Origin of the sequence: Rubrivirga sp. (assembly GCF_965213695.1) — a bacterium.
Taxonomy (GTDB): domain Bacteria; phylum Bacteroidota; class Rhodothermia; order Rhodothermales; family Rubricoccaceae; genus Rubrivirga.
On record NZ_OZ243912.1, the window covers coordinates 326,782 to 348,116 of the forward strand.

At 70.9% G+C, this 21,335-nt stretch carries 13 protein-coding genes; 3 read left to right on the plus strand and 10 right to left on the minus strand.

Annotation, left to right across the window (positions count from 1 at the left end):
- Positions 1-6 precede the first annotated feature (6 nt).
- The 6 genes from ACOOHE_RS01430 to ACOOHE_RS01455 form a co-directional block, all read right to left on the minus strand.
- Entirely contained in the window at positions 7-531 is a 525-nt protein-coding gene (locus ACOOHE_RS01430) for a hypothetical protein (protein WP_420456019.1), read from the minus strand.
- Positions 528-1,598 carry a carbohydrate-binding family 9-like protein gene (locus ACOOHE_RS01435; protein ID WP_420456020.1) on the minus strand — a complete coding sequence of 357 codons (1,071 nt, stop codon included), beginning with the start codon at positions 1,596-1,598 and terminating at the stop codon, positions 528-530. Before ACOOHE_RS01435 ends, ACOOHE_RS01430 begins: the two co-directional genes overlap by 4 nt.
- Before the next feature lie 221 nt (positions 1,599-1,819).
- Complete coding sequence (locus ACOOHE_RS01440; protein WP_420456021.1) at positions 1,820-2,806, minus strand: isoaspartyl peptidase/L-asparaginase family protein; 987 nt, start codon at positions 2,804-2,806, stop codon at positions 1,820-1,822.
- Positions 2,803-4,128 (minus strand): vanadium-dependent haloperoxidase, encoded by a 1,326-nt coding sequence (locus ACOOHE_RS01445; protein ID WP_420456022.1) that lies wholly within the window; start codon positions 4,126-4,128, stop codon positions 2,803-2,805. The genes ACOOHE_RS01440 and ACOOHE_RS01445 overlap by 4 nt, the downstream gene beginning before the upstream one ends.
- On the minus strand, positions 4,125-7,403 hold the full coding sequence (locus ACOOHE_RS01450) for a VCBS repeat-containing protein (RefSeq protein WP_420456023.1): 3,279 nt from the start codon (positions 7,401-7,403) through the stop codon (positions 4,125-4,127). The genes ACOOHE_RS01445 and ACOOHE_RS01450 overlap by 4 nt, the downstream gene beginning before the upstream one ends.
- 209 nt (positions 7,404-7,612) lie before the next feature.
- Complete coding sequence (locus tag ACOOHE_RS01455) at positions 7,613-8,695, minus strand: hypothetical protein (protein WP_420456024.1); 1,083 nt, start codon at positions 8,693-8,695, stop codon at positions 7,613-7,615.
- A gap of 72 nt (positions 8,696-8,767) precedes the next feature.
- On the opposite strand from ACOOHE_RS01455, the gene ACOOHE_RS01460 reads away from it, so the two are divergent.
- Entirely contained in the window at positions 8,768-10,522 is a 1,755-nt protein-coding gene (locus ACOOHE_RS01460) for a GWxTD domain-containing protein (RefSeq protein WP_420456025.1), read from the plus strand.
- 576 nt (positions 10,523-11,098) lie between these two features.
- Here ACOOHE_RS01460 and ACOOHE_RS01465 read toward each other — a convergent pair.
- From ACOOHE_RS01465 to ACOOHE_RS01480, 4 genes are all read right to left on the minus strand, one after another.
- Positions 11,099-12,598, minus strand: a complete 1,500-nt coding sequence (locus ACOOHE_RS01465) for a SusD/RagB family nutrient-binding outer membrane lipoprotein (protein ID WP_420456026.1) — start codon at positions 12,596-12,598, stop codon at positions 11,099-11,101.
- A gap of 42 nt (positions 12,599-12,640) precedes the next feature.
- Positions 12,641-15,841, minus strand: a complete 3,201-nt coding sequence (locus ACOOHE_RS01470; RefSeq protein WP_420456027.1) for a SusC/RagA family TonB-linked outer membrane protein — start codon at positions 15,839-15,841, stop codon at positions 12,641-12,643.
- A 433-nt stretch (positions 15,842-16,274) separates the two neighbouring features.
- Positions 16,275-17,540 (minus strand): carbohydrate ABC transporter permease, encoded by a 1,266-nt coding sequence (locus tag ACOOHE_RS01475; protein WP_420456028.1) that lies wholly within the window; start codon positions 17,538-17,540, stop codon positions 16,275-16,277.
- 214 nt (positions 17,541-17,754) lie between these two features.
- The gene (locus ACOOHE_RS01480) at positions 17,755-20,172 is read right to left on the minus strand and encodes an extracellular solute-binding protein (RefSeq protein ID WP_420456029.1); all 2,418 of its coding nucleotides are present in this window, start codon (positions 20,170-20,172) and stop codon (positions 17,755-17,757) included.
- Positions 20,173-20,267: 95 nt separating this feature from the next.
- Here ACOOHE_RS01480 and ACOOHE_RS01485 point away from each other — a divergent pair, with 95 nt between their 5' ends.
- Positions 20,268-20,612 (plus strand): hypothetical protein, encoded by a 345-nt coding sequence (locus ACOOHE_RS01485; RefSeq protein ID WP_420456030.1) that lies wholly within the window; start codon positions 20,268-20,270, stop codon positions 20,610-20,612.
- Positions 20,612-21,331, plus strand: a complete 720-nt coding sequence (locus ACOOHE_RS01490) for a hypothetical protein (protein WP_420456031.1) — start codon at positions 20,612-20,614, stop codon at positions 21,329-21,331. The genes ACOOHE_RS01485 and ACOOHE_RS01490 overlap by 1 nt, the downstream gene beginning before the upstream one ends.
- Positions 21,332-21,335: the final 4 nt, after the last annotated feature.

The window sequence follows — 21,335 nt, forward strand, 5'->3', positions numbered from 1 at the left end:
CGGCGGTTACGGGGCGGAGATCGCTCGGGCGAGGTCGCGGAACGGCGCCCGGCTCGCCCGCGACGCGACGAACGGGGCCGTGCCGGTCGACCCGAACGCGACGCGGACCTCGCCGGCCTCGGCGAGCTGGGCGAAGTCGTCCGCCGAGACCGTGATGCGCAAGAACTCGCCGCGCGGGATCCTCTGCCCGATCCGGTCGCGCGGGATGTCCGGGTTGGGCCAGGCCCGCGAGAGGCCGTCGACGGTGACCTCGACCTTCCGCGGGTCCACGTCCAGCTCGAAGTCGCTCCCGTTGACGAACGCGAGGTCGACCTCCGTCGGCACGCAGCCCGGCCCGGCGCACGACGCCGACGCCTGCCAGAACACGCGGTCGCGGACACCGATGGCGCCGCTCATGTCGCGGCTCGCCAGCCGGACCCGCTGCGACTCGAAGGACGTCCCGTCGCCCGTCGTCCGGGTCTGGACCGTCGAGGAGGCGGCGCAGCCGCCGAGGAGCGCGAGCGCGAGCGACCAGCGGGCGAGCGCGGTCATGGCGCGTCCTCCCAGATCCGGGACAGGTGGTTGGTCCAGAGCGTCCGCACGGTCCCGTCCGGCTGGCGGACCTCGGCGGTGACGACGAACCCGTCGCCCTCGGGCCGCATCCCGACGACGCGGGCGGCGCCGGACGCGAGCCGGTCGGCCGGCAGGCCGAGGTCGTCGAGCGACGTTGCCCACCGCTCGTGCGTTTCGTGGTGGGCCTTCTGGGCGTGGTACACCTCCATCAGCAGGTCGCGCGCCGCGAGCGTCGGGTCGGGCCGGAACGCGACCGTGCCCGGCGGCGCGGTCGTGAACTGGACGAACCCCCACCGCTCCGGCCGGTGCATGTCGACGATGCCCTGGGGCGACCACACCCAGTTGTTCTCGGGCGTGTCCGGCACCTTCTCGTAGTCGCCGCCCTCCGTGATCCGGTGCTGCCACTCGACGCGCGAGAGGCCGATCCGCCACTGGTCGCCGTCCATCGGTCGCCGTCCGCCGTTGTAGGCCGCCAGCTCCGCGAGCGGCAGGGCCACCTCGACCGACCACCCGCGGTCGGTGTCGTGTGCCGCGTTGAGCGTGCCGTCCACGAACACGGCCGAGCGGAGCCCGGGGAGGTTCGTCGGCGAGATCGCCGGGCCGCCGTCCTTGTAGGGCTTCTCCAGCGTCAGCTCCCAGATCGTGTTGAGCGCGTTGACCTCGAACTCGTAGTAGCCGTGGTTGTCGCCGTCGGGGTCGAGGAAGATCTCCAGGTCGTTGTCGTAGAAGATGACGGAGTTCCGTCGGGTGCTGTCGCCCCAGACGTGCGGCTCCTCCATCTGCGCGCCGACGTAGAGGAATGCGTCGTCCCACAGCATCCGGGCCCGCGTGAGGTAGCGCGGCAGCGGTTTCGCGTCGCCCTCGATGTCGACGAACGGGTCGGTCCAGGGCGCCGCCAGCCACGCCGGCTCGTCCAGCTTCCCGTCGATCACGACGGGCGTCGGCGCGCGGTGGGCGACGTACCCGCGCGGCGTGATGTCGCGCATGGCGTCCCACGTCTGGGCGCCGGCGGGCAGGGCGAAGAGCAAGAACAGGACGAGGCGCATCGCGGAGATAAGTCCCTCCTGAGGACGAGAAGACGGAGGCGTTGCTACCGATCCTGCATCCGTGTCATCCTGAGCAACCGCGAAGGATCTACTCGACGGATGGTTCGCGCGCTCATGTAGCACCGGAGTCGGACGCAGCTAGATCCTTCGCAAGCTCAGGATGACAAGGTGAGGAGGTCGAGGGTGGGACGTCAGAAAAAGAGAAACGTGCTCTGAAGGTGCTACAGCCGGCTCGGGGCGTCGATCAGCCGGGCGCCGTCGGCGTCGTGGAGGGCGTAGTCGAAGCCGGGCTGGATGCAGTAGCTCCCGGCGCGGCCCCGGACGTCGAGCGCGAGGAAGCCGACCTGGATCTCGCGGTAGTCCGGGTTCTTGGCGATCACGCGCTCGACGGCCCGGCGGCACGCCTCCTGCGGGTCGTGGCCCTGCCGCATCAGCTCGACGACCAGGTGGCAGCCGCACGCGCGGACGACGGCCTCGCCCCACCCCGTCGCCGTCGCCCCGCCGACCTCGCCGTCGACGTAGAGCCCGGCCCCGATCAGCGGCGAGTCGCCGACGCGGCCGTGGCGCTTCCAGGCCGCACCGCTCGTGGTGCAGGCGCCGCAGAGCCGGCCGTCCGCGTCGAGCGCGAGCATCCCGATCGTGTCGTGGTTCTCGACGTTGATCTCGGCGCGCGTGTCGGCCGCGTCCGACGCGACCCACTCGCGCCACGCCCGCTCGGCGGCCGGCGTCAGGAGCGACTGGGTCGGGACGCCGTGCTCGATGGCGAACTGCTGGGCGCCCTCGCCCACGATCATCACGTGGGGCGTCCGCTCCATCACCATCCGGGCGACGGTGACCGGGTGGAGCACGTTCTGGAGGAACGCGACCGCGCCGCAGTCGCCGGCCTCGGTCATCACGCAGGCGTCGAGCGTGACGTGGCCGTCGCGGTCCGGCCACCCGCCCAGGCCGACCGACGTCACCTCGGGATCGGCCTCGGTCACACGGACGCCCCGCTCGACGGCGTCGAGCGCGTAGCCGCCGGCCGCCAGCGCCTCCCACGCGGCGGCATTTGCCGCGAGCCCGTGGTTCCAGGTCGAGACCACGACCGGCGCGTCGCGCCGAGGTGGAGGAAGGGAGGGCTCGACCGGCGCCGCGGCGGCCGGCGTGACCAGGGCAGCGGCGGCCCCGCCGACGGCGCCGAGGCGGAGGAAGGAACGGCGGCTGTTCATGGGAACGTGGCGAGTGACGGGGAGCCCAGGCCCAGGCGCGAGACGACGGTTTCGCCCACGGCGCGCCCCTGGACGACGCCGTTCTCGATCGCTGGGCGGTAGTGGATGCCGCCGTACAAGCGGCTGATGGCGGCCTCGGCGGCGGCGGCCCGGAACGACTCGAAGCGGCGCTCGGGCAGCCCGTACGGCACCTCGACATCGTCCACGAACGCCACGTCGCCGTAGATCGAGGTCAGGACCTCGGCGGCGGCCGTCGAGATCACGCTGTGGCCCGAGGTGTATTCGGGGAACGGCGGCGTCTGCAAGAGCGGCTGCCACGTCGGGTCGAGCGTCTGGCGGATCACAGTCTCGGGGCGGACGAGGTTCGTGCGGTACTTGTCGGCCCACGACACGATAAAGGCGTCGGCGAGGGCGACGGCCGTCTGGCTGAACGCGGCCCAGGCGCGGGCCGGCGTGTCCCGGTTCGCCTCGACCGCGATCCCGACGATGCCCATCCAGTGCCCGCCGGGCGAGATCTTTTTGGTGGCGTAGCTCAGGTGCCCGTCCTCGTGGAGCACGAACGGGTTGCAGTCCCAGAACGACGCGATCAGCCGCTCCTCGTCGGTCATGTCGGTGGTCTCGTCGTAGACCTCGCGCACTTCCTGGAAGAACGCCGAGCCGGGCGCGGTCGAGAACGGCGACGGCGGCGGCGCCCGGTACGCGCCGACCGAGTCGAGCACGAACGGCCGGAGCTCGCCCCAGTACGGCTCGATGGCCTCGATGTAGGCCGGCGGTGTCGGCTGCCACGCGCCGGGCGCGTCGGCGGGCGTGTAGCGCGTGAGCGACCGCGTGCGGGCGTAGCCGTCGGCGTCGGCCCAGGCCAGGACGTGCTCGGCCACGGCGTCGCCGTAGGCGAGGGAGCGGCGCCGAGTTGCGCGGTCGATGCCGTCGAACGCCGCCAGCGCCGAGTCGCGCGGCGAGCCGAGCCGGTCTTGGGAAAACACCATCGCGTCGGCCACCCGGAAAAAGGCCTGCGTCGCGGCGAGCAGCGGGTCGACGGCGCCGTCGGGCTCGGGGAGCGGGTCCAGTCCGTTGAGGCGGCCGGCGTAGCTGGCGAGCCCAGGGTCGGCGAGCCGGGCGGCCTCGTAGCCGGCGACGGTCGCGTAGGCGTAGACGCGGCTCGCCTGGGGCGGACTGAAGATGTCGTACACCATCGCGTCGGTCAGCGACTGCACCGAGGCGAGCACGACGGCCCGGCCCTCGGCTTGGGACGGCGGACGGGCGGGCTCCTCCGCACACCCCGCCAGGGCGACGACCGCGAGCAGGGGGAGGAGCTTGTTCATCGGACCCCGAAAACGGTCAGCCCGCCGTCGTTGCTCGCGACGACGACGACGGTGCCGCGGGAGGTGGGCACGAGCGCCAGCCGGCGGACGTCGCCGGGCGCGTAGAACCCGCTCGCGGCCGGGCCGACTGCGTCGAAGTCCAGGCCGCCGGCGCCCCGCAGAAAAAGGCCCCGGCCGGCGTCGTAGCGGCCGTCCTGGGCGCGCGCGCCGAAGTCGTTGCCCGCCAGCAGCAGGTCCGTCGTCCCGTCGCGGTCGAGGTCGGCCACCAGCACGTCGCGCGTCGGTGCGACCTGGGCCTCCGTCGGCAGCGGCCGGGCGACGAACCGGCCGTCGACGTTCTCGAACACCGTGGTCTCGAACGTCTCGGCGTCGAGCTCGACCGCGTCACGCCGCTGGTCGCGGGAGAACAGGTCGTCGAACGACGCCTCGGCGTAGCTCGCGTAGTCGGTGAACCGCCGCTTGAAGACGTTGACCTGTCCGAGCATCTCGTCCCGACCGACGGCGGGCACGCGCCGGCCGTCGATCACGTAGCCCAGCACGGCGTCGAGCGACCCGTTGCCGTCGAGGTCGGCCGCGCGGATCGTGGCCGGTTGGCCGGGGCGGGCCTGGATCTGGCTGTTCAGCCCCCGGTTGCCGGCGACGAGGTCGAGGTCGCCGTCGTCGTCGAGGTCCGCCGGGCGGACGACGTGCCACCAGCCCGAGGTCTCGGCCAAGCCCAGGTCGTCGGTGATCTCGGCATATCCGTCGCCGTCGCGGCGGAAGACGCGGACCGGCATCCACTCGCCGGCGAGGATCAGCTCGGGCGAGCCATCGCCGTCGAGGTCGGCCCACTCAGCGTCGGCCACCAGTCCGGGGGACTGGAGTGCGTCGGGCGTCGCGTCCGAGAAGCGGCCGGCCCCGTCGTTCTGCAACAAGTACGAGCGCGGCGCGAGCGGGTAGCGCCCCGGCGTCACGCGCCCGCCGACGAACAGGTCGAGGTCGCCGTCGCCGTCGGCGTCGCCCGCGGCGACGGTCCCGCCGCTGGAGCGGATCTCGGGGAGACGGCCGGTTGCGCGCTCGAAGAGCCCGAACCCGCTGTTCAGGTAGAGCCGGTCCTGGTAGAGCGCGTCGCCCTCCGGCGCCTCGGAATCGCCGGAGACGACGTAGAGGTCGAGGTCCCGGTCGCCGTCGGCGTCGAAGAAGGCGGCGTCGACGTCCTCGTATTCCGCGTCAGCCACCAAAGCGTCGGCCTCGGCCACCGTGAACCGGGCGTCGGGCTGCTGGAGGTAGAGCGCGGGCGCCTGGCCCCGGGCGCCGCCCACGAACACGTCGGCCAGCCCGTCGCCGTTGACGTCGCCCGTCGCCAGCGCCGGCCCCATCCGCGACAGCATGTGGGGCAGCAGCGGCTCGCGCTTAAAGTCGACGAACGGGTTTTCCTGGTGCCGAAACTCGAGGCCGAGCCCGTCCTCGACGAACACGAACCGGACGTCGGGGGCCTCCGCCTCGGTGAGCGCGTCGGTCGCCTGGGCCTGGCGGAGGGTGAGCGTCTGGTCAGCCGCGACGTTGGCCAGCGTCTGGCGGCGGCCGTCCGGCCAGGTCACGGTTACGTCCACCGCGGCGGCGTCGCCCAACCCGAACACCAGGACCGGGTCCACGGACGACTGGTAGCCGCGCGCCGGGTTCTGCTCCTGCACGAGTGTCGCGCCGTCGGCGCGGACCTCGACGCGGGCGCCGAGCCCGAAGCGGTTGCCGCCGTCGCCGTCGAGCGCGACGCGCAGGAAGTGGTGGCCCAGCCGGTCGGCGTGGTTCTCGTAGAGGAAGGCCGGCGCGTCGATGTTGTTGACGACCAGGTCGAGGTCGCCGTCGCCGTCGAGGTCGCCGGTCGCGGCGCCGTTCGAGAGCGACGGCCGCTCCAGGCCCCACGCCTCCGTCACGCGGTCGAACCGCAAGTCGCCCCGGTTGCGGAACGCGGCGTTCGACAGGTCCGACGACGGCATCTCGTTGACCAGCGCCAGCAGGTCGGGCTTCTCCCCGCGCGCCTGTGCCGCGCGCGCCGCCTCAGGCGCGGTGAACTTGAGGAAGTCCAGGTTCGTGTAGTCGCGGACGTAGCCGTTTGTCACGACCAGGTCCTTCAGCCCGTCGAGGTCGAAGTCGGCCAGGAGCGCCGACCAGCTCCAGTCGGTGTTCGAGATGCCGGCGACCTGGCCGATCTCGGCGAACGCGCCGGCGCCCGTGTTGAGCTGCAACATGTTCCGCATGTGCTGCGGGCGGTAACCGTAGCTCAGCAGGAGCTGGGTCCGGTCGTAGTTCTCTGGGCCTTTGAGCAGCTTCTGGCGCCGGTTGTCCGGCGGCAGCATGTCGAGTGAGACCACGTCCGGGAGCGCGTCGTTGTTGACGTCGGCGATGTCGGTGCCCATCGAGAAGTACGACGTGTGGGCCAGCCACTGGTCGCTCTGGTCGGTGAACGTGCCGTCGCCGTCGTTGAGGTAGAGGTAGTCGTCCTCGTCGTAGTCGTTGGCGACGTAGAGGTCGGGCCAGCCGTCGCCGTCGATGTCGGCCACGGTCGCGCTCAAGCCGAACCCGATGGGGTTGCCTTTGATGCCGGCCGGGTCGCTGACGTCGGTGAACCGGCCGCCGTCGTTCCGATACAGCTTGTCGCCGGCGTACGGGTGGCGCTGGGCGCGGATGGCGGCCACGTCGAAGCCCGAGAGCCGCTCGACGTTGTGGTTGACGAGGTAGACGTCGAGGTCGCCGTCGCGGTCGGCGTCGAAGAACGAGGCGTGCGTCGAGTACGACGGGTCGTCGAGGCCGAACGCGGCGGCCTGCTCGTCGAACCGGCCCGCGCCGTCGTTGACGTAGAGCAGGTTGCGGCGCGCGTCGGGCGCTCCCTTGCCGGACCGGGCGACGTAGAGGTCGAGATCGCCGTCGCCGTCGACGTCGGCGAAGGTGGCGCCGGTCGTCCAGCCGTCCGGCCCGTCCACGCCCGCGGCCTCGGTCACGTCCTCGAAGCGGAGCGGTCCTCCCGGCTCGGTCGCGTTCCGGTAGAGCCGGTTTGGCCCCTGGTTGGCGGTCAGGAACACGTCCGGCCGGTCGTCGCCGTCCACGTCGCCAATGGCCACGCCGCCGCCGTTGTAGAAGTACTCGTAGGCGAGCACGTTCGCGCTGTCGCTCTCGACCAGCGCGTTGACAAAGTCGAGCCCGCTCTCCTCGGCCGGGACGAGCGTGAACAGCGGTGCCTCTTCGTCCTGGCCTCCGCACCCCGCGAGCGCGCCAACGACGACCGCCAGCGCAGCCAACCGGCGGAGGGAGTGGTCGAAGATTCTAGGCCGTCTACCCCTCACCCTGTCCCTCTCCCGGTGGGAGAGGGGACTGCGTGGGAGAGCGTTCAGTCGTCGGGCGAGCAACGAAGGATCTAGGGCGTCCCCTCTCCTTGGGGGAGAGGGACAGGGTGAGGGGGCTCTCCGTCCCGTCCGTCGAAGATGCATGGGGCCCACGGCGTCCGAGGTCACGCGCGCAGAACGGCGCCCAGCGCGGCCCAGTGCTCCGGCGACGTCCCGGCGCCCTCGAACACGACGACGCCGCGGGCGCCGCCGGCGAGCGCGCGACGGGCGGCCTCCGCGAGCTGGTCCGGCGTCAGCTCGGCGACGTAGAGCCCGGCGTAGAGCGGGAAGCGCCCGCCCAGGTCCGTCACGCCCTCGCGGACGGTCGGCTCGATCCAGTCGGTGCCCTCTTCGTAGAACCAGTTGTAGACCATCGGGAGGACGGCGTCGAGCGGCCAGCGCGGCCAGTCCTGGCGGACCAGCGTCCGCGCGATGCTGGGCGACGGGAAGACGGCGGCCGTGATCGGGACGCCGGCCGCACGCGCCACCTGCGACAGCCCGTGGACGACCTCGGTGATCGTGTCGTAGCGGTACTGGACCCAGGCCCGGTTCTGGGACGGGTCCTCCAGCGCGAGCGGGTCGATGCCGGTCCGCGCTTCGAACCGCCCGCGGCAGACCTCGCAGTAGCAGTAGTCGTACGGCGCGTACTCGCGGTCCTGGACGATCCCGTACGTCGGCCACAGCGCGCTCGGCAAGATGACGTCGGGGACGCGGATGTAGTCGAGGTGGAGCCCGGCGATCCCCTCGATCCCGGCCAGCCGCCGTGCCCGCGCCTCCTTGTGCCGGCGGACCGGCTCGCGCGAGGGGCACATAAACTTGTAGTAGTCCACGTAGGGCGGGTCCGTCGCCGTCGACTCGCCGTCGCGGTTGACGGCGTACCACTCGGGGTGCTCGTCCTCGAAGCCGCCCTCCATCATCGTGATCATCCAGGCGTGGACCTCGATGCCGGACTCGGCGGCGATGGGGACGACGGCCGCCAACGCCTCGGCGTCCACGTCGATCAGGGCCGCCGTGATGCCGACGTCTCGGAACTGGCCGAAGAGCTGGCGCCACTCGGCGTCCAGCCGCGTGCCGCGGACCCAGGTCCAGTGCTTGAGATCGGCCGGCGCCGAGAGTGGGGCGACGGCCGCCCGCGCCGGCGCCGACGCGCCCCCGGCCAGGCCGACCGTGCCGGCGCCCGAGACCTGGAGAAACTGGCGGCGGTCCATACAGGCGGGGGCTGAACTTGAAGGGGCCTTGAAGGTACTGACAACGTTGCCACCCTCTCCATGGAGCGTTCCGTGCCCATCGTCGATCTCCGGGGCGCGCTCGTCGGGCGGAGGGCGGCCCTCGTGGTCGTGTTGCTCGGGGCGTGCCCGCCAACGAACGCCCAGCCCGCCGCGCTCGACGCGGTCCAGGCCGATGCGTTCGTCCGCGCCGTGTTCGGCACCCGCGACGTGGCGCGCTATGACCCCGCGGCCGACGCCTACCTGGGCCTGCTCGCCACCATCGACAGCGCGCGGACGCCCGAGGCCGAGGCCGTCCTCCGGTCCGCGCTCCGCCAGCTGGCGCCCGTCGTGCCCCACGCCGAGAGGACCGCCTGGGGCCTCGATGCCGACGCGCTGCCGGTGGGCCAGGGCAGAGCCATCGTCCGGTGGTGGCGCGAGCAGGACGACCTGCCGGCGACGCCGGCCAACGAGCGGCTCCACGAGCACCTGGGCCGCGTGGCCTACGCGCTCGCCGCCTTCTCGGCCGACGACCCGCGGGGCTACGACGACCGCGGCGACGTCTACGTCCGGCTCGGGCCGCCGGCGGACCGCGTCGAGGTCGCCGTCAGCCCGTCGGTCGTCGCGTTCGACCTCGACCTCAACGTGCCGCGGTCGTGGACGCGCGTGCCCGCGAACGAGGTGTGGACCTACCCCCACGTCGCACGCGGCCTCCACTACGTGTTCGTCCGCCCGACGGCCCGCCAGACGTTCCGCCTGGCGACGGCGACGGACCTGGTGCCGCCGCCGCTACGGAACGCGGGGCAGGGGCGGGGCCGCCTCGACGCGCTGCTCGTCGTGATGGAGGAGGTGTACGGGCAACTGGCGCTCCTCGACCCGGCCTACGGCGCCGTCCTGGACGAGGTGGCCGGCGTGATCGCCGGGGGCTCGGTGGCCGACGCGCGGTCGACGCTCTTGGCGCAGTCGCTGCTCGGCCACGCGCTCGACCAGGACGTCGCGATCTCCGGCGTCCGCGCGACCCTGGCGCCCGACGCAACCTCCGCGACGCGCGAGGGGACCGACCCGCTCGAGGCCGCGCTCCGATGGGCCCGGTTCCGCCAGCCCGACGGCTCGACGCGGCTGGCGCTCCAGTGGGGCGTGCCGGGGGCGGAGGTCCTCCGACCGTCCCGCCGATTGATGCGCGACCTGCGCCGTGGCGGCGTCGAGGTCTCGGACGACTCGTGGGTCTCGTTGTCGCTCGCCCGCCTACGCGCCGACGGCGCCGTCGGAGCCGTCGCTCACCGCCACTGGCACGTGGACAAGCCCGGGCGCGGTCCGGTCACGGAGACCGTCGAGCTCGTCCTCGACGGGCCGACACCGCTCGCGGTCCAATGGCAGGGGCGGCTCAACGACCCGTCGGGCGGGACATCCCGGCCGGGCGTGCGCGTCAAGCTGGGCACCCAGCGCCTCCCCGAACTGTCGCCGTTGCCGACGTCCGGGCTCGTCCTCAGCGACCTCCAGCCGCTGGCGCTGGACGGCCGGGCGCTGCGGGCGCACCCTTTCTCGGCGCTCCCCGCCAGCGGGCTCGTCCTCTCGTTCGAGGTCTACGGCCTCGCCCGCGACGCCGACGGGCGGGCGCAGGTCCGCGTCGAGTACCGCGTCGCCGAGGCGGGCGGCGAGGCGACGGCGTGGACCAGCTACGAGTTCGGGACCGACGAGGCGGTGGCCCGCGAGCAGACCGAGATCGACATCGCCCCGTGGCTCGGGCAGGCCGTGGACGTCACCATCCGAGTGACCGACGTGCGGGCGGGCGAGTCGGCCGAGCGGACGGTCTCGTTCGCAGTGGAGTGACGCCGGTTCGGAGTTCTGATGTCGGGGTCGCCCTGGCGGAGACGGGGTGCGTGATACCAAGTCCGGCTGCTCGATGCCGGTTCGGCGTGGGGCCGAGTGTGGGAGGAGGGGGTGTGGGAGGGGACACTCCCTCCTCCCATACCCCCACACTCCTCCCGGATTTGGGATGATTCTCCTCAGGGAGTCACGCACCATGTATCGCATTCATCCTTGTATTTCTTGTGTCACCACGCTCTGTCATCTTGAGCGGAGCGGAGGGCGCGAGCTCGGAGCGCGGCCAGAGGATCTGCTTGACCTGACCTCCCTGCCGTGGGCGGCCCCTCAACGACGAGCGGCTAGGTCCTTCGGCTCCGGCCGAGGACGGCCTCCGCTCAGGGTGACAAGGTGGGGGTGGATGGAGAAAACCAGAGACCCGGTATCACGCATCGGCTGACGACCGCTCGTCTTGACATCGGAGCGCTGAAACGGGACGGTCGGTGGGCGCGGGCTCGGAGGGCGGGCCGTCATGCGACGAGCGGGCGCCGTCCTTGGAAGACGGCGCCCGCTCGGTGATCGGGGAGAGTCAGACGAAGACTCCTACTGGTCCCACCACACGCGCGTCGTGAGGAGGTCGCCGCCCTGGCGGGAGACGGCCTCGTTGTAGTTCGCCGTGTTCGACACGCTCTCCGACTCGTTGTAGCGGAGCCGACGCGGGATCGTGCCGCCCGTGACGTTGCCGGGGAAGTTGACCGGGGTCAGGTTGGGGTACCCCGTGCGCCGCCAGTTGGCGAACGCCTCGTACTCGTTGAAGAACGTGGCCACCCAGTACTCGTAGCCGATCTGGGCCAGGCCGTTGGCCGCGTCGTACGGGTTGTCCTCGAGGTAGTCCTCGATCTCGTCGGCGTCGACGGTGTTGCCGCCGTAGAGGGCGAGGTGGTTCATGGCCGCCCGGACGCCGGCCTGGTAGTGGCTCTCGGGGTCGGAGGCGCCCCAGCCGCGGATGGCGGCCTCGGCGAGCATGAACTCGACCTCGGCGTAGGTCTGCAAGAACATCGGGTCGTCGAAGTTGACGAGCGACGGGTTCACGTCCATGTAGACGCCGGTCCCGCACGGGGTCGCCCCGCTGTCACAGTCGACCCAGCTGTCGTCGGCCTGGATGGTCGTGGCCGTGAACCCGTTCGGGAGCCCGACGGCCATTCCGCCCTGGAGCTCGCCGAGGACGGTGAGGCGGGGGTCGCCGCGCTCGGTCATCCAGGTCACGAAGGTCTCGCTGAGGTGCTGGTTGCCGTCGGCGTCGAAGACCTCTGCGATCCCGTTCCGCTTGGCGTCGCCGTCGTGCCGGACGCGGGCGATGTCGGCGTTGCTCTGCATGACGCCGCCCGAGATCGCCTTCTGCACCCACTCCTGGGCCTTGCCGGGGTCGACCTCCGAGAGGCGCATGCCGAGGCGGAGCATCATCGAGTTGGCGTACCGGCGCCACTGGTCGATGTCGCCGTCGAACATGAGGTCGCCCGTCGGCGCCGGCTGCCCGGCGTCGAAGGCGGCCGCGGCCATCTCGAGCTGCATCAGCATGTCGTCGTAGATCGCCTCCTGGCGGTCGTAGACCGGCGTGATGTTGCCGTCGACGAAGCCACGGCCGGCCTCGAAGTACGGGGCGTCCCCGTACATGTCGGTGATCCGCTGGTACGTCACGACGCGGAGGACGCGGGCGACGGCGCAGTAGTTGACGTCGGCCGGGGTGCCCTCGTCGCACACCTGGATCTCGAGGTCGACGATGTTCTTGGCGACGTCGTTGTAGTACGTGTCCCACAGCGACGACGAGTAGCCGGCGTTGTAGAGGTACTTGTCTCCGGACCAGTAGGTGGGCAGCGCCGCGAGGTGCTGCATCATGGTCGAGCTGTAGATCAACTGGGCCCGCCAGTTCTCGTAGCGGTTGCCCGCGATCCGGAGCTGGAGGTCGGTGATCTTAAAGTCGGCGTCGATCTGGGACGCCTCCGTCGGGTCGACGTTGAGGTCGCCGAAGTTGTCGCAGGCCGGCAGCGCGAGCGTGCCGAGGGCGACGAGGGGGACGGCGGCCCACTTTAGGAAACGGTTCATGGGAGTCGGAGTGTGGTGCGGCAGCGGGGGGAGCGCCCGGCCCTAGAGCCGGACGTTGACGTTGAAGCCGACGCTCCGCGTCTGCGGGACGCCCGCCAGCTCCAGCCCGATGCCTTCGCTGTCGTTGCGGTAGCTCGCCTCGGGGTCGAGGTTGGGCACGTTGCTGTGGAGCAGGAGCAGGTTCCGGCCCACGACCGAGATCGTCATCTGCTGGATCGGCGCGTTGCCGAAGAACCGCTCCGGGACGCGGTAGCCGAGCTGGAGCTCGCGGAGCTTGACGAAGCTCCCGTCGTAGACGAACTCCTCGCCGATCTGGCCGGCGATCCGCCCGAAGTAGTCCTCGGCCCGGGCGCTGACCGTGTTCGTGGCCGAGCACCCCGAGATCACGCCGTCCTCCTGCTCGCCGGTGCACGACGCCAACGAGACGCCCTCGCCGACGAGGCCGCCCTCGCGGCCCTCCAGCGTGTTCTGGTGGAGGCCGGCCCCGTAGGCGCGCGCGTTGAACGCCGAGAAGAAGTCGCCGCCGAACCGGGCGTCGACGAGCCCGCTCAGCGTGAGCCGCTTGAACCGGAACGACGTCGAGACGCCGCCGGTCCAGTCCGCCGAGGCGTTGCCGAGCTCGACCTTGTCGGCCGACGCGACCGGCAGGCCGTTCTCGTCGAACACCATCCGGCCCTGGTCGTCGCGGAGGTAGGCGTTGCCGCGGATGGTCCCGAACGGCTTGCCGACCTCGGCCGTGACGAAGTTGCCCAGGTTCCGGCTCTCGCCGAGCCGGAGCTGCTGGTCCTCGGGCCCGTCGTCGTTGAGCGACAGGACCACGTTGGAGTTCTTGGCAAAGTTGACGTTCACGTTCCACCGGACGTCGGCCGTGCGGACCGGCGTCGTGGTCAGGAGCACCTCGACGCCGCGGTTCCGGATCGCGCCGGCGTTGATGACGCGGCTCCCGAACCCGGACGTGGACGAGATGCTCGTGCCCAAGATCTGGTTCTCGGTCGTCCGCGAGTAGTACGTCGCGTCGAGCCCGACGCGGCTGTCGAAGAACTGGAGGTCGGTCCCGAACTCGTACTCGTCGCTCGAATACGGCTTGAGGTCCGCCAGCGGGATCTCGCCCTGGGAGATGCCGCCGCGCGGGTTGCCGAAGATGCTCGACCCGCTCAGGCGGTACGTCAGGAGCAGGCGGTACGGGTCGGTCGCGCCGCCGATGCGGGCGACGGCCGCGCGGAGCTTGCCGTAGTCGAGGAAGCTCGGCCCCTCGATCAAGTCCGAGAACACCAGGCTCGCGCTCAGCGACGGGTAGAAGTACGAGTTGTTCTCCTCGGGCAGCGTCGAGGCCCAGTCGTTGCGCCCGGTCACGGTGACGTACAAGAGGTCCTCGTACGAGAACTCGGCCTGGCCGTAGAGCGAGTTGATCTGCTGGCGAGCGATGTCGAACCCGAGGCTCTGCTGGCCCAGGTTGGTGATCACGTCGAGCCCGGGGATGCTGAAGTCGCGCCCGCCCAGGCTCAAGTCCTCACGGTCCCGGTACAGGATGTTGCCGCCGAGGTTGGCCGTGAGCCCGAGCGACGACGTGAGGTCCCGGTTGAGCAGGAACAGGAAGTCCGTGTTGATCTCCGAGATGTCGAAGTTCTGCTCGCTCTGCTGGCCGTTCGGGATGAACGCCGTGCCGAACGGCTCGATGTTCGTCCGCCGGAGCGTGTACGTGTCGCCGCCGAACCGGCCCTGCAAGGCGAGCCAGTCGGTGAACTCGTACTTCAGCGACGTCACGCCGATGACGCGGCGCTCCTCGTCCGAGAACGAGAACTCGTTGGCGGCCCAGTAGGGGTTCTGGACGAAGTTGTTGTCGAACGGGTGGAGCTCGGTGCCGTCGGCGTCGGCGCCGGGCCGCTCGCAGTCGGCCGCGCCGCCGGGGCACCGCATGTTCTCGACGCTCACGTTCGGCGCGAGCAGGAACACGGAGAAGTTGGCGTTGCCCGGCGAGTCCGACAAGCGGGGCCGGTTGTCGACCTTCTCGCGGATAAAGTTGATCTTGGCGTCGCCGCTCAGGCGCGACCCGAATTGGGCCGTTCCGCGCAGGTTGAACGTCCCGCGCGTGATCCCGGACGACGGCGTGATCCCCTCGTTGTCGAGCCACGAGCCGGACATCCGGACCGTCGACATCTCATTCGCCGCCGTGAGCGCCAGCGTGTTCGTCGAGGTCAGGCCCTGTTCGTAGAACCGGGACACGTTGCTCCCGACCGACGAGTACGGCCGCGAGACGCCGTCCCAGTTGACGACGCTGGACCCGTCGAGGCGGGCGCCCCACGCCGAGAAGTTGGTCGAGCGCGCGTCCTCGGCCGAGGTCGGCGCGAGCCCCAGCGTGCCCTGGCCGTACTGGTCCTGGAAGTCGGTGTCGACGAGCACGCCCTCGACCGTCAGGTTCGTGTTGTACTCGACGCCGATGCCGGACCCGCGCTGGGCCCGCTTGGTCGTGATCAGGATGGCGCCGTTGAGCGCGCGCGACCCGTAGACCGCCGCCGCCGCGCCGCCCTTCAGGACCGTCATCGACTCGATGTCGTCCGGGTTGATCCCCGAGATCCCGTCGCCGCCGTCGACGCCGCCCCACATCCCCGCCGACGAGATCGTCGTGTTGTCGATCGGCACGCCGTCGACGACGTAGAGCGGCTGGTTCGAGTCGTTCCGGTCCAGCGTCGAGACGCCGCGGATGATGACGCGGCTCGAGCCGGAGGCGCCCGAGGCCGGCCGCGACACGGCCACGCCGGCGATCTTGCCCGAGAGCGCGTTCGCCACGTTCGTCTCGCGCGCCTCGACCAGCTCGCTCCCGTCGATCTCGCCGATGGCGAACCCGAGCGCCCGCTCCTCCCGCTCGATCCCGAACGCCGTCACCACGACGTCGTCGATGAGCTGGGTGTCGGGCGCCAGCCGGACCTCGATCTGGCGCCGCCCGTTGAGGGCGACCTCCTGGCGGATGTAGCCGAGGTAGGTGAACGAGAGCGTCGCGGTCGGGCTCGACGTCGTGAGCACGAAGTTGCCGAAGGCGTCGGAGCTGATCCCGGTCTGGGTCCCGACCTCGACCACGTTCACGCCGGGCAGCGGCTCCAGGTTGTCGGCGTCGAGGACGACCCCGGTCACCTGGTGCTGGGCGAGCGCGGCCGGGCTCAGGGCGACCGCCAGCGCGACGGCCAGCCCGATCCAGAGTCGCCGGCAGGGGGAGGGCGAAGAGCCTCGGGAGTAGAGGTGTCTCATAGCGGGTGTGTGTGGGATCCGGAAGCGGTTCCACCCCGACGCGGACGCCGGCGTGATATGAGCGGACGATGAAGAATACTCTGCGTGCAGAGAAGCTGCAAACGTTATCACGGGCACGGAGGCGTCCCACGCCGGTACGGCCGTCGGGTGTGCTCGCCGCCCTCTCTGCCGCCGTGCGGTCGGCTTCGTGAGATGGTGGAGACCGGGGACCGGAGACCAGGGACCGGGCTATCGCAACCTCCGGGGAAGGGCCCACCCTGAGCGCCAGCGAAGAGCCGGCTCCGAACTCGGGGAACTCGGGATCTAGCCGCTCGCCACTCGGCGGTCCCGACCGACTCGGCGCTGGCGTCGGGCCGATCGTTCGCGTCTGCTCGGATGACAAGGTCGCGGTAGACCTGCCAGTCGGTCCGTCCCCCGTCTCGCGACGCCGGCGCTACCCCTTGAGCCCCGTCGTCGCGATGCCCGAGATGATGTAGCGCTGGAAGAACAGGAACAGGACGGCGACGGGCAGCATCGCCAGCACGGCGCCCGTCATCAGGAGGTGCCGGTTGTCGACGTAGGGCGAGCGGAAGTACTCGAGCCCCAGCGTCACCGTCCGGTACTCGGGGTTGTCGAGGTAGATGAGCGGGCCGAGCAGGTCCTGCCACGTCGCGACGAACGTGAACAGCCCGATCACGATCAGGACCGGGACGCAGTTGGGCAGGATCACGCTCCAGAACGTCCGGATCGGCCCGGCCCCGTCCATCGCCGCCGACTCGTCGAGCTCGCGCGGGATCGTCAGCATGTACTGGCGGAGGAGGAAGACGTTGAACGCGCCCGCGGTGAAGTGCGGGACGATGAGCGGGAGGAAGGTGTCGATCCAGCCCAGCGTCTTGTAGATCGAGAACAGCGGGATGAGCGTGACCTGCCCCGGGATCATCATCGTCGCGAGGAGCAACACGAACAGGACCTCGCGCCCCTTGAAGCGGAGCCGCGCGAAGGCGTAGGCCACCAGGCTGCTCGACAGGATCTGGCCCAACACGGCCATCAGGCTGACGAACAGGCTGTTCCGCGAGAACGTCAGGAAGCCCGTCGACGCCTCGCCGAACGAGGCCTCCGGCCCGCGCAGCGTCTCGGGGTAGTTCTCCCAGCGGACCGCGATCTCGTGGAGGTCCTGGTACGCCGGGTTGCGGAGCACGTCGAGCCCGGCCACCGTGACCGGCTGCCCTTGGGCGTCGGCGGCCGTCGCGAACAGGATCTCGTCCGTGCCCGCCGCCGACGGGCGCACCATCCGCGCGGCCACGACGCGCGGGGCGCCGTCCTCCAGCTCGACGACGCGGGACGGGCCGAACGGCACGGCCTGCCTCTCGGCGACGGTCGCCACCGACGAGTCGGGCATCCAGCGCGTGAGCTGGGTCGGCGTGCCGTCGTCCAAGCGGACGTAGTAGGCGCCCGGCGCGGCGCGGACGGAGTCGCTGAGGAGGTCCGGCGACTCGGCGACGCGGGCCCACTCTTGGCCCTCGGCCTCGACGACGTCGGCCTCGACCGTCAGGTCGTCCGTGCGGTACTCGGCCGGGAGCAGGGTCGGCGGCGTCATCGAGAGCCCGTCGAGCGTCTTGACCGACGAGATCAGGACCCAGTAGAACGGGAACAGCAGGAACGCCGACACGCCCAGCAGGAGCGCGTACATCCCGAGCGTGCGGAGGCGAGTCGGGTTCATGCCGATGCGTGATACGTGATGCATGAATCCCGCACCCGGTGCGCTGTTACAAAAAGAGAGTCATGCCAAGTCCGGTGGATCTGTCTCCGTTCGGAGTTCGAAGGAGTGGGGCGTATGGGGGTGTGGGAAGGGCCCGGTCGGGGCTCCACCTCTTCCCATACCCCCACACTCCTGCCGGATTTGGTATCACGCATCACGAATCACGCATTATGCTTTACCCCTCCGCCTCGGAGTACACGAACCGCTTCGACACCTTGAGCTGCACCATCGTCACGGCGAAGATGATCAGGAACAGGACGAACGCCCACGCGCACGCCTTCCCCATGTGCAGGTTGTTGAACGCCTCGTCGTAGATGTTGACGGCGTAGAACCGGAGCGAGTCGCCGGGCCCGCCGATCTCGGACGGGTAGTTGACGAAGAACAGGGCCGGCGTGAACACCTGGAACGCGCCGATCGTGGTCATGACCACCATGAACAGGATCACCGGCGAGAGCAGCGGCAGCGTGATGCTCCAGAACCGGCGGAGTGCGCTCGCCCCGTCGATCTCGGCAGCCTCGTAGAGCGACCGCGGGATTTGCTTCATCCCCGCGTAGTAGATGATCGTCGCCCCGCCGATCCAGAACACGTTCATCAGGACGACCGTGTAGAAGGCGTGGGCCTCGTCGAGCCAGTTGATCGGCAGCCCGCCGAGGGCCTCGACAAAGCGGTTCACGATGCCGTACTCCTTGTGGAACATGTTCACCCACAGGACCGCCGCCGCCGCGCCCGTGAACAGCGACGGGAAGTAGAAGATGGCCTTGAACGAGTCGGCGCCCCGGACGCTGCTCGTGAGCAGGCCGGCCGTCGCGATCCCGCCGATCGTCGAGATGGGGATGACGAGGGCCGCGTACCCGAACGTCTTCTGGATGCCCAGCCCGAAGTAGCGGTCCGCAAACAGGTCGCCGTAGTGCTGGGCGCCGACCCAGCGCGGCGCCGTGATCATGTTCCACTCGGTGAACGACAGCACGACCGACGCCAGGATCGGCCCGACGGTGAAGAACGCGAACCCGACGAGCCAGGGCGAGAGGCAGAGGTAGGCCGCGACCGGCGAGTGCCGGCCCGTCCCGTCCGTCAGCTCCGTCGTCTCCTGGCGGCGGACGTAGAGCAGGTACGCCCCGAGCCCGGCGAGCGCGAGCAGCACGATCACGAGCGGCACCACGACGCGCTGGCCGACGCCCGCCTGGGGTCTCGAGGCGCGCGCGAAGGCGCCGTCGAGGTCGGCCGCTAGCAGCGGGAGCTGGGCGTCGACGGTCTGCTCGACGAAGGCGGCCATGCCGTCGCGGTAGTCCTGGAGCGCCTGGGCCGAGACCGTCCCGTCGCCCTGAGCCTGGAGCCGGCGGAGCCGCCGCTCGTGCTCCTGGTCCAGGATCGTGTCGACGCGCTCCTGCCAGATCCCGACCGCCTTCTCGATGTAGGTGTTCGAGGCCGTCCGCACCGGCTGCGCGTCGTCCAGGCCCACGAGGTACGCCTCCAGGCCCGGCACGCCGTAGCGGTTGTCGACGAGCGACGGCGCCGCCGCCCGGAGCGCCGGCACCCCCCGGAGCTCGCTCGCGATCAGGCCCTGGGCCACCGGCCCCGCCAGGAACTGGATGAACGTCCACGCCTCGGCCGGGTGCTCGGAGTCCTTGTAGATGCCGACCCCGTTGACGGTCATCGTCTGGATGGGGTCGGAGCCTTTGGGGATCGGCGCGGTGCGGTAGCGGAGGCCCTGCTCGTGGAGCCCCTTGAGCACCCACGGGCCGAGGTACGCGCTCGCGACGGTCGGCGACTGGAGCACGTCGTCGCCCCCGATGCCGGCCGTCTTGAACACCGACGTCGGGACGAGCAGGCGGTCGGCGTACTGGGTCGTCCAGGTCTCGACGAGGCCGCGGCGCAGCGCGTCGTTGCCGCGGACGGTGGGCCGGGTCGGGTTGATGCGGCGGTCGAGGAAGTCGCCGCCGTACATCGGCACCAGGACGCTGTTCGAGGCCAAGAAGCTGTTGCCCATCCCGTACTGGATCAGCGCCCCGCGGCTGTCGCGCAAGGTGAGCCGGCCCATCAGGTCCTTGAACGCCTGCCACGACATCGGCTCGGTCTCGTGCGGCCACTCGCTCGGCGGGATCCCGCGCTCCTCCAGGCGGTCGACCGAGTAAACCATCGTGTAGACGGCCATCTCGATGGGGAGCGCGTAGAGCGTGCCGTCCCACTCGAAGTTCTGGATGGCGCCCGGGTAGAACGCGCCGCGGTCGACGCCGCGCGCCAGGTCGTCGAGCGGGCGGAGCGCGCCGTGGTTGATCCAGATGCCGGCCTGGCCGGTGTAGATCGAGAGCACGTCGGGCGCCAGGCCCGAGGCCGTCTGCGTCTGGAGCTTCTGCCAGTACTGGCCCCACGGGTAGATCGTGATGTCGACGGCGATCTCGGGGTGGGCCTCCACGAACCGCTGCCCGATCTCGCGGAACAGCGAGACCGTCTCCTCGCCGCCCCAGAACGCCCACCGGATCAGCGTCTTCTCGCCCGTGTAGCGCTCGTTCTCGACGACCTCGGCCCGAACCTCTCCGCCGACCAGCGCCGACAGCGCGACCAGGAGGGCGAGGAGGCGGGCGCGTGGCGTCATCGAGCGGGCGGCTCCCGGACGCTGGCGGTGCGGGAGGGTCGGATGATAACGTTGCGACTCCGTCGTAGACTCCCGCTCCGAAAGCCCTTCCACCGATGCGCGTCGCCTTCCTGTCCCTCGCCGCGGTGGCCCTCCTCGCCGGGTGCGCCGGCTCGGCCGAGGAGCTCGCGGAGGGGCCCACGGCCGAGGTCGAGGTCCAGAACCGGAACTGGCTGAGCATGGAGCTGTTCGCCCGGAGCCCGGGCCGCCGTGTCCGACTGGGGCGGGTCGCGGCCGGCGGCTCGAAGTCGTTCACGCTCCCACCGTCGCTGTTCGAGGGCGGCGCCACGCCGATCACGTTCGAGATGGAGACGGTCGGCTCGGAGGGCGAGACGCTGTTCGACCGCCAGACGGTCGCGCCGGGCGACGTGGTCGTGCTCATCATCCCCAACACGCGCTGATGCCGGCCCGCCTCCTCGCGCTCGCACTCGTGCTGGCCGTGCCCGCCGCGGCCCAGCCGGCGACGGCGGCCGACCGCGCGGCCTTCCTCGGTCGCCTCAACCTCCAGGACGACGCGCTCACGCTCCGCGGCGTTCTCTTCGACGCGCTCCGCCAGACCGAGCCGGACGCGCCGCGCGCCGACCACGGCGACCGCGCCGAGCGGTTCGCGTTCTTCCTGGTCGCCCACGGCGTCACGGTCGACCAGGTCGTGGCCCTGATCGACGCGGGCGTCGACGTGCTCCACGCGATCGCGGCCGACGAGCGCCCGCTCGAAGAGCAGTCGCTGCTGGCGGACCTGGTCGTCCGGGCCGAGGTGATCGAGATGCGGCCCGGCGACGCGCCCGAGGACGGGTTCCGCGGCAGCGCCCTCGTCCGCGTCCTCGACACGTACAAGGGCGTCGCGCCCGGCGACACGCTCGTCGTCCGCCAGCGCGAGCGCGAGACGCCGACGTTCGCCGGCCAGACGTACCTGTTCTTGCTGTCCAACCGGATGTACCGCTTCGCCGTCGCCCGCCGCCGCGCCGACGTGCCCGAGGCCGACCTCGGCGTCCGGTTCTCGACCTACCGCCAGTACCCGATGGCCGACGACACCCTACTCTGGAGCGGCTACACGGCCGACGACACCGCGTGGGCGCTGGCCAACGTCCGCGTGGTGGACGAGGTGCTGCGCGGCGACTGAGACC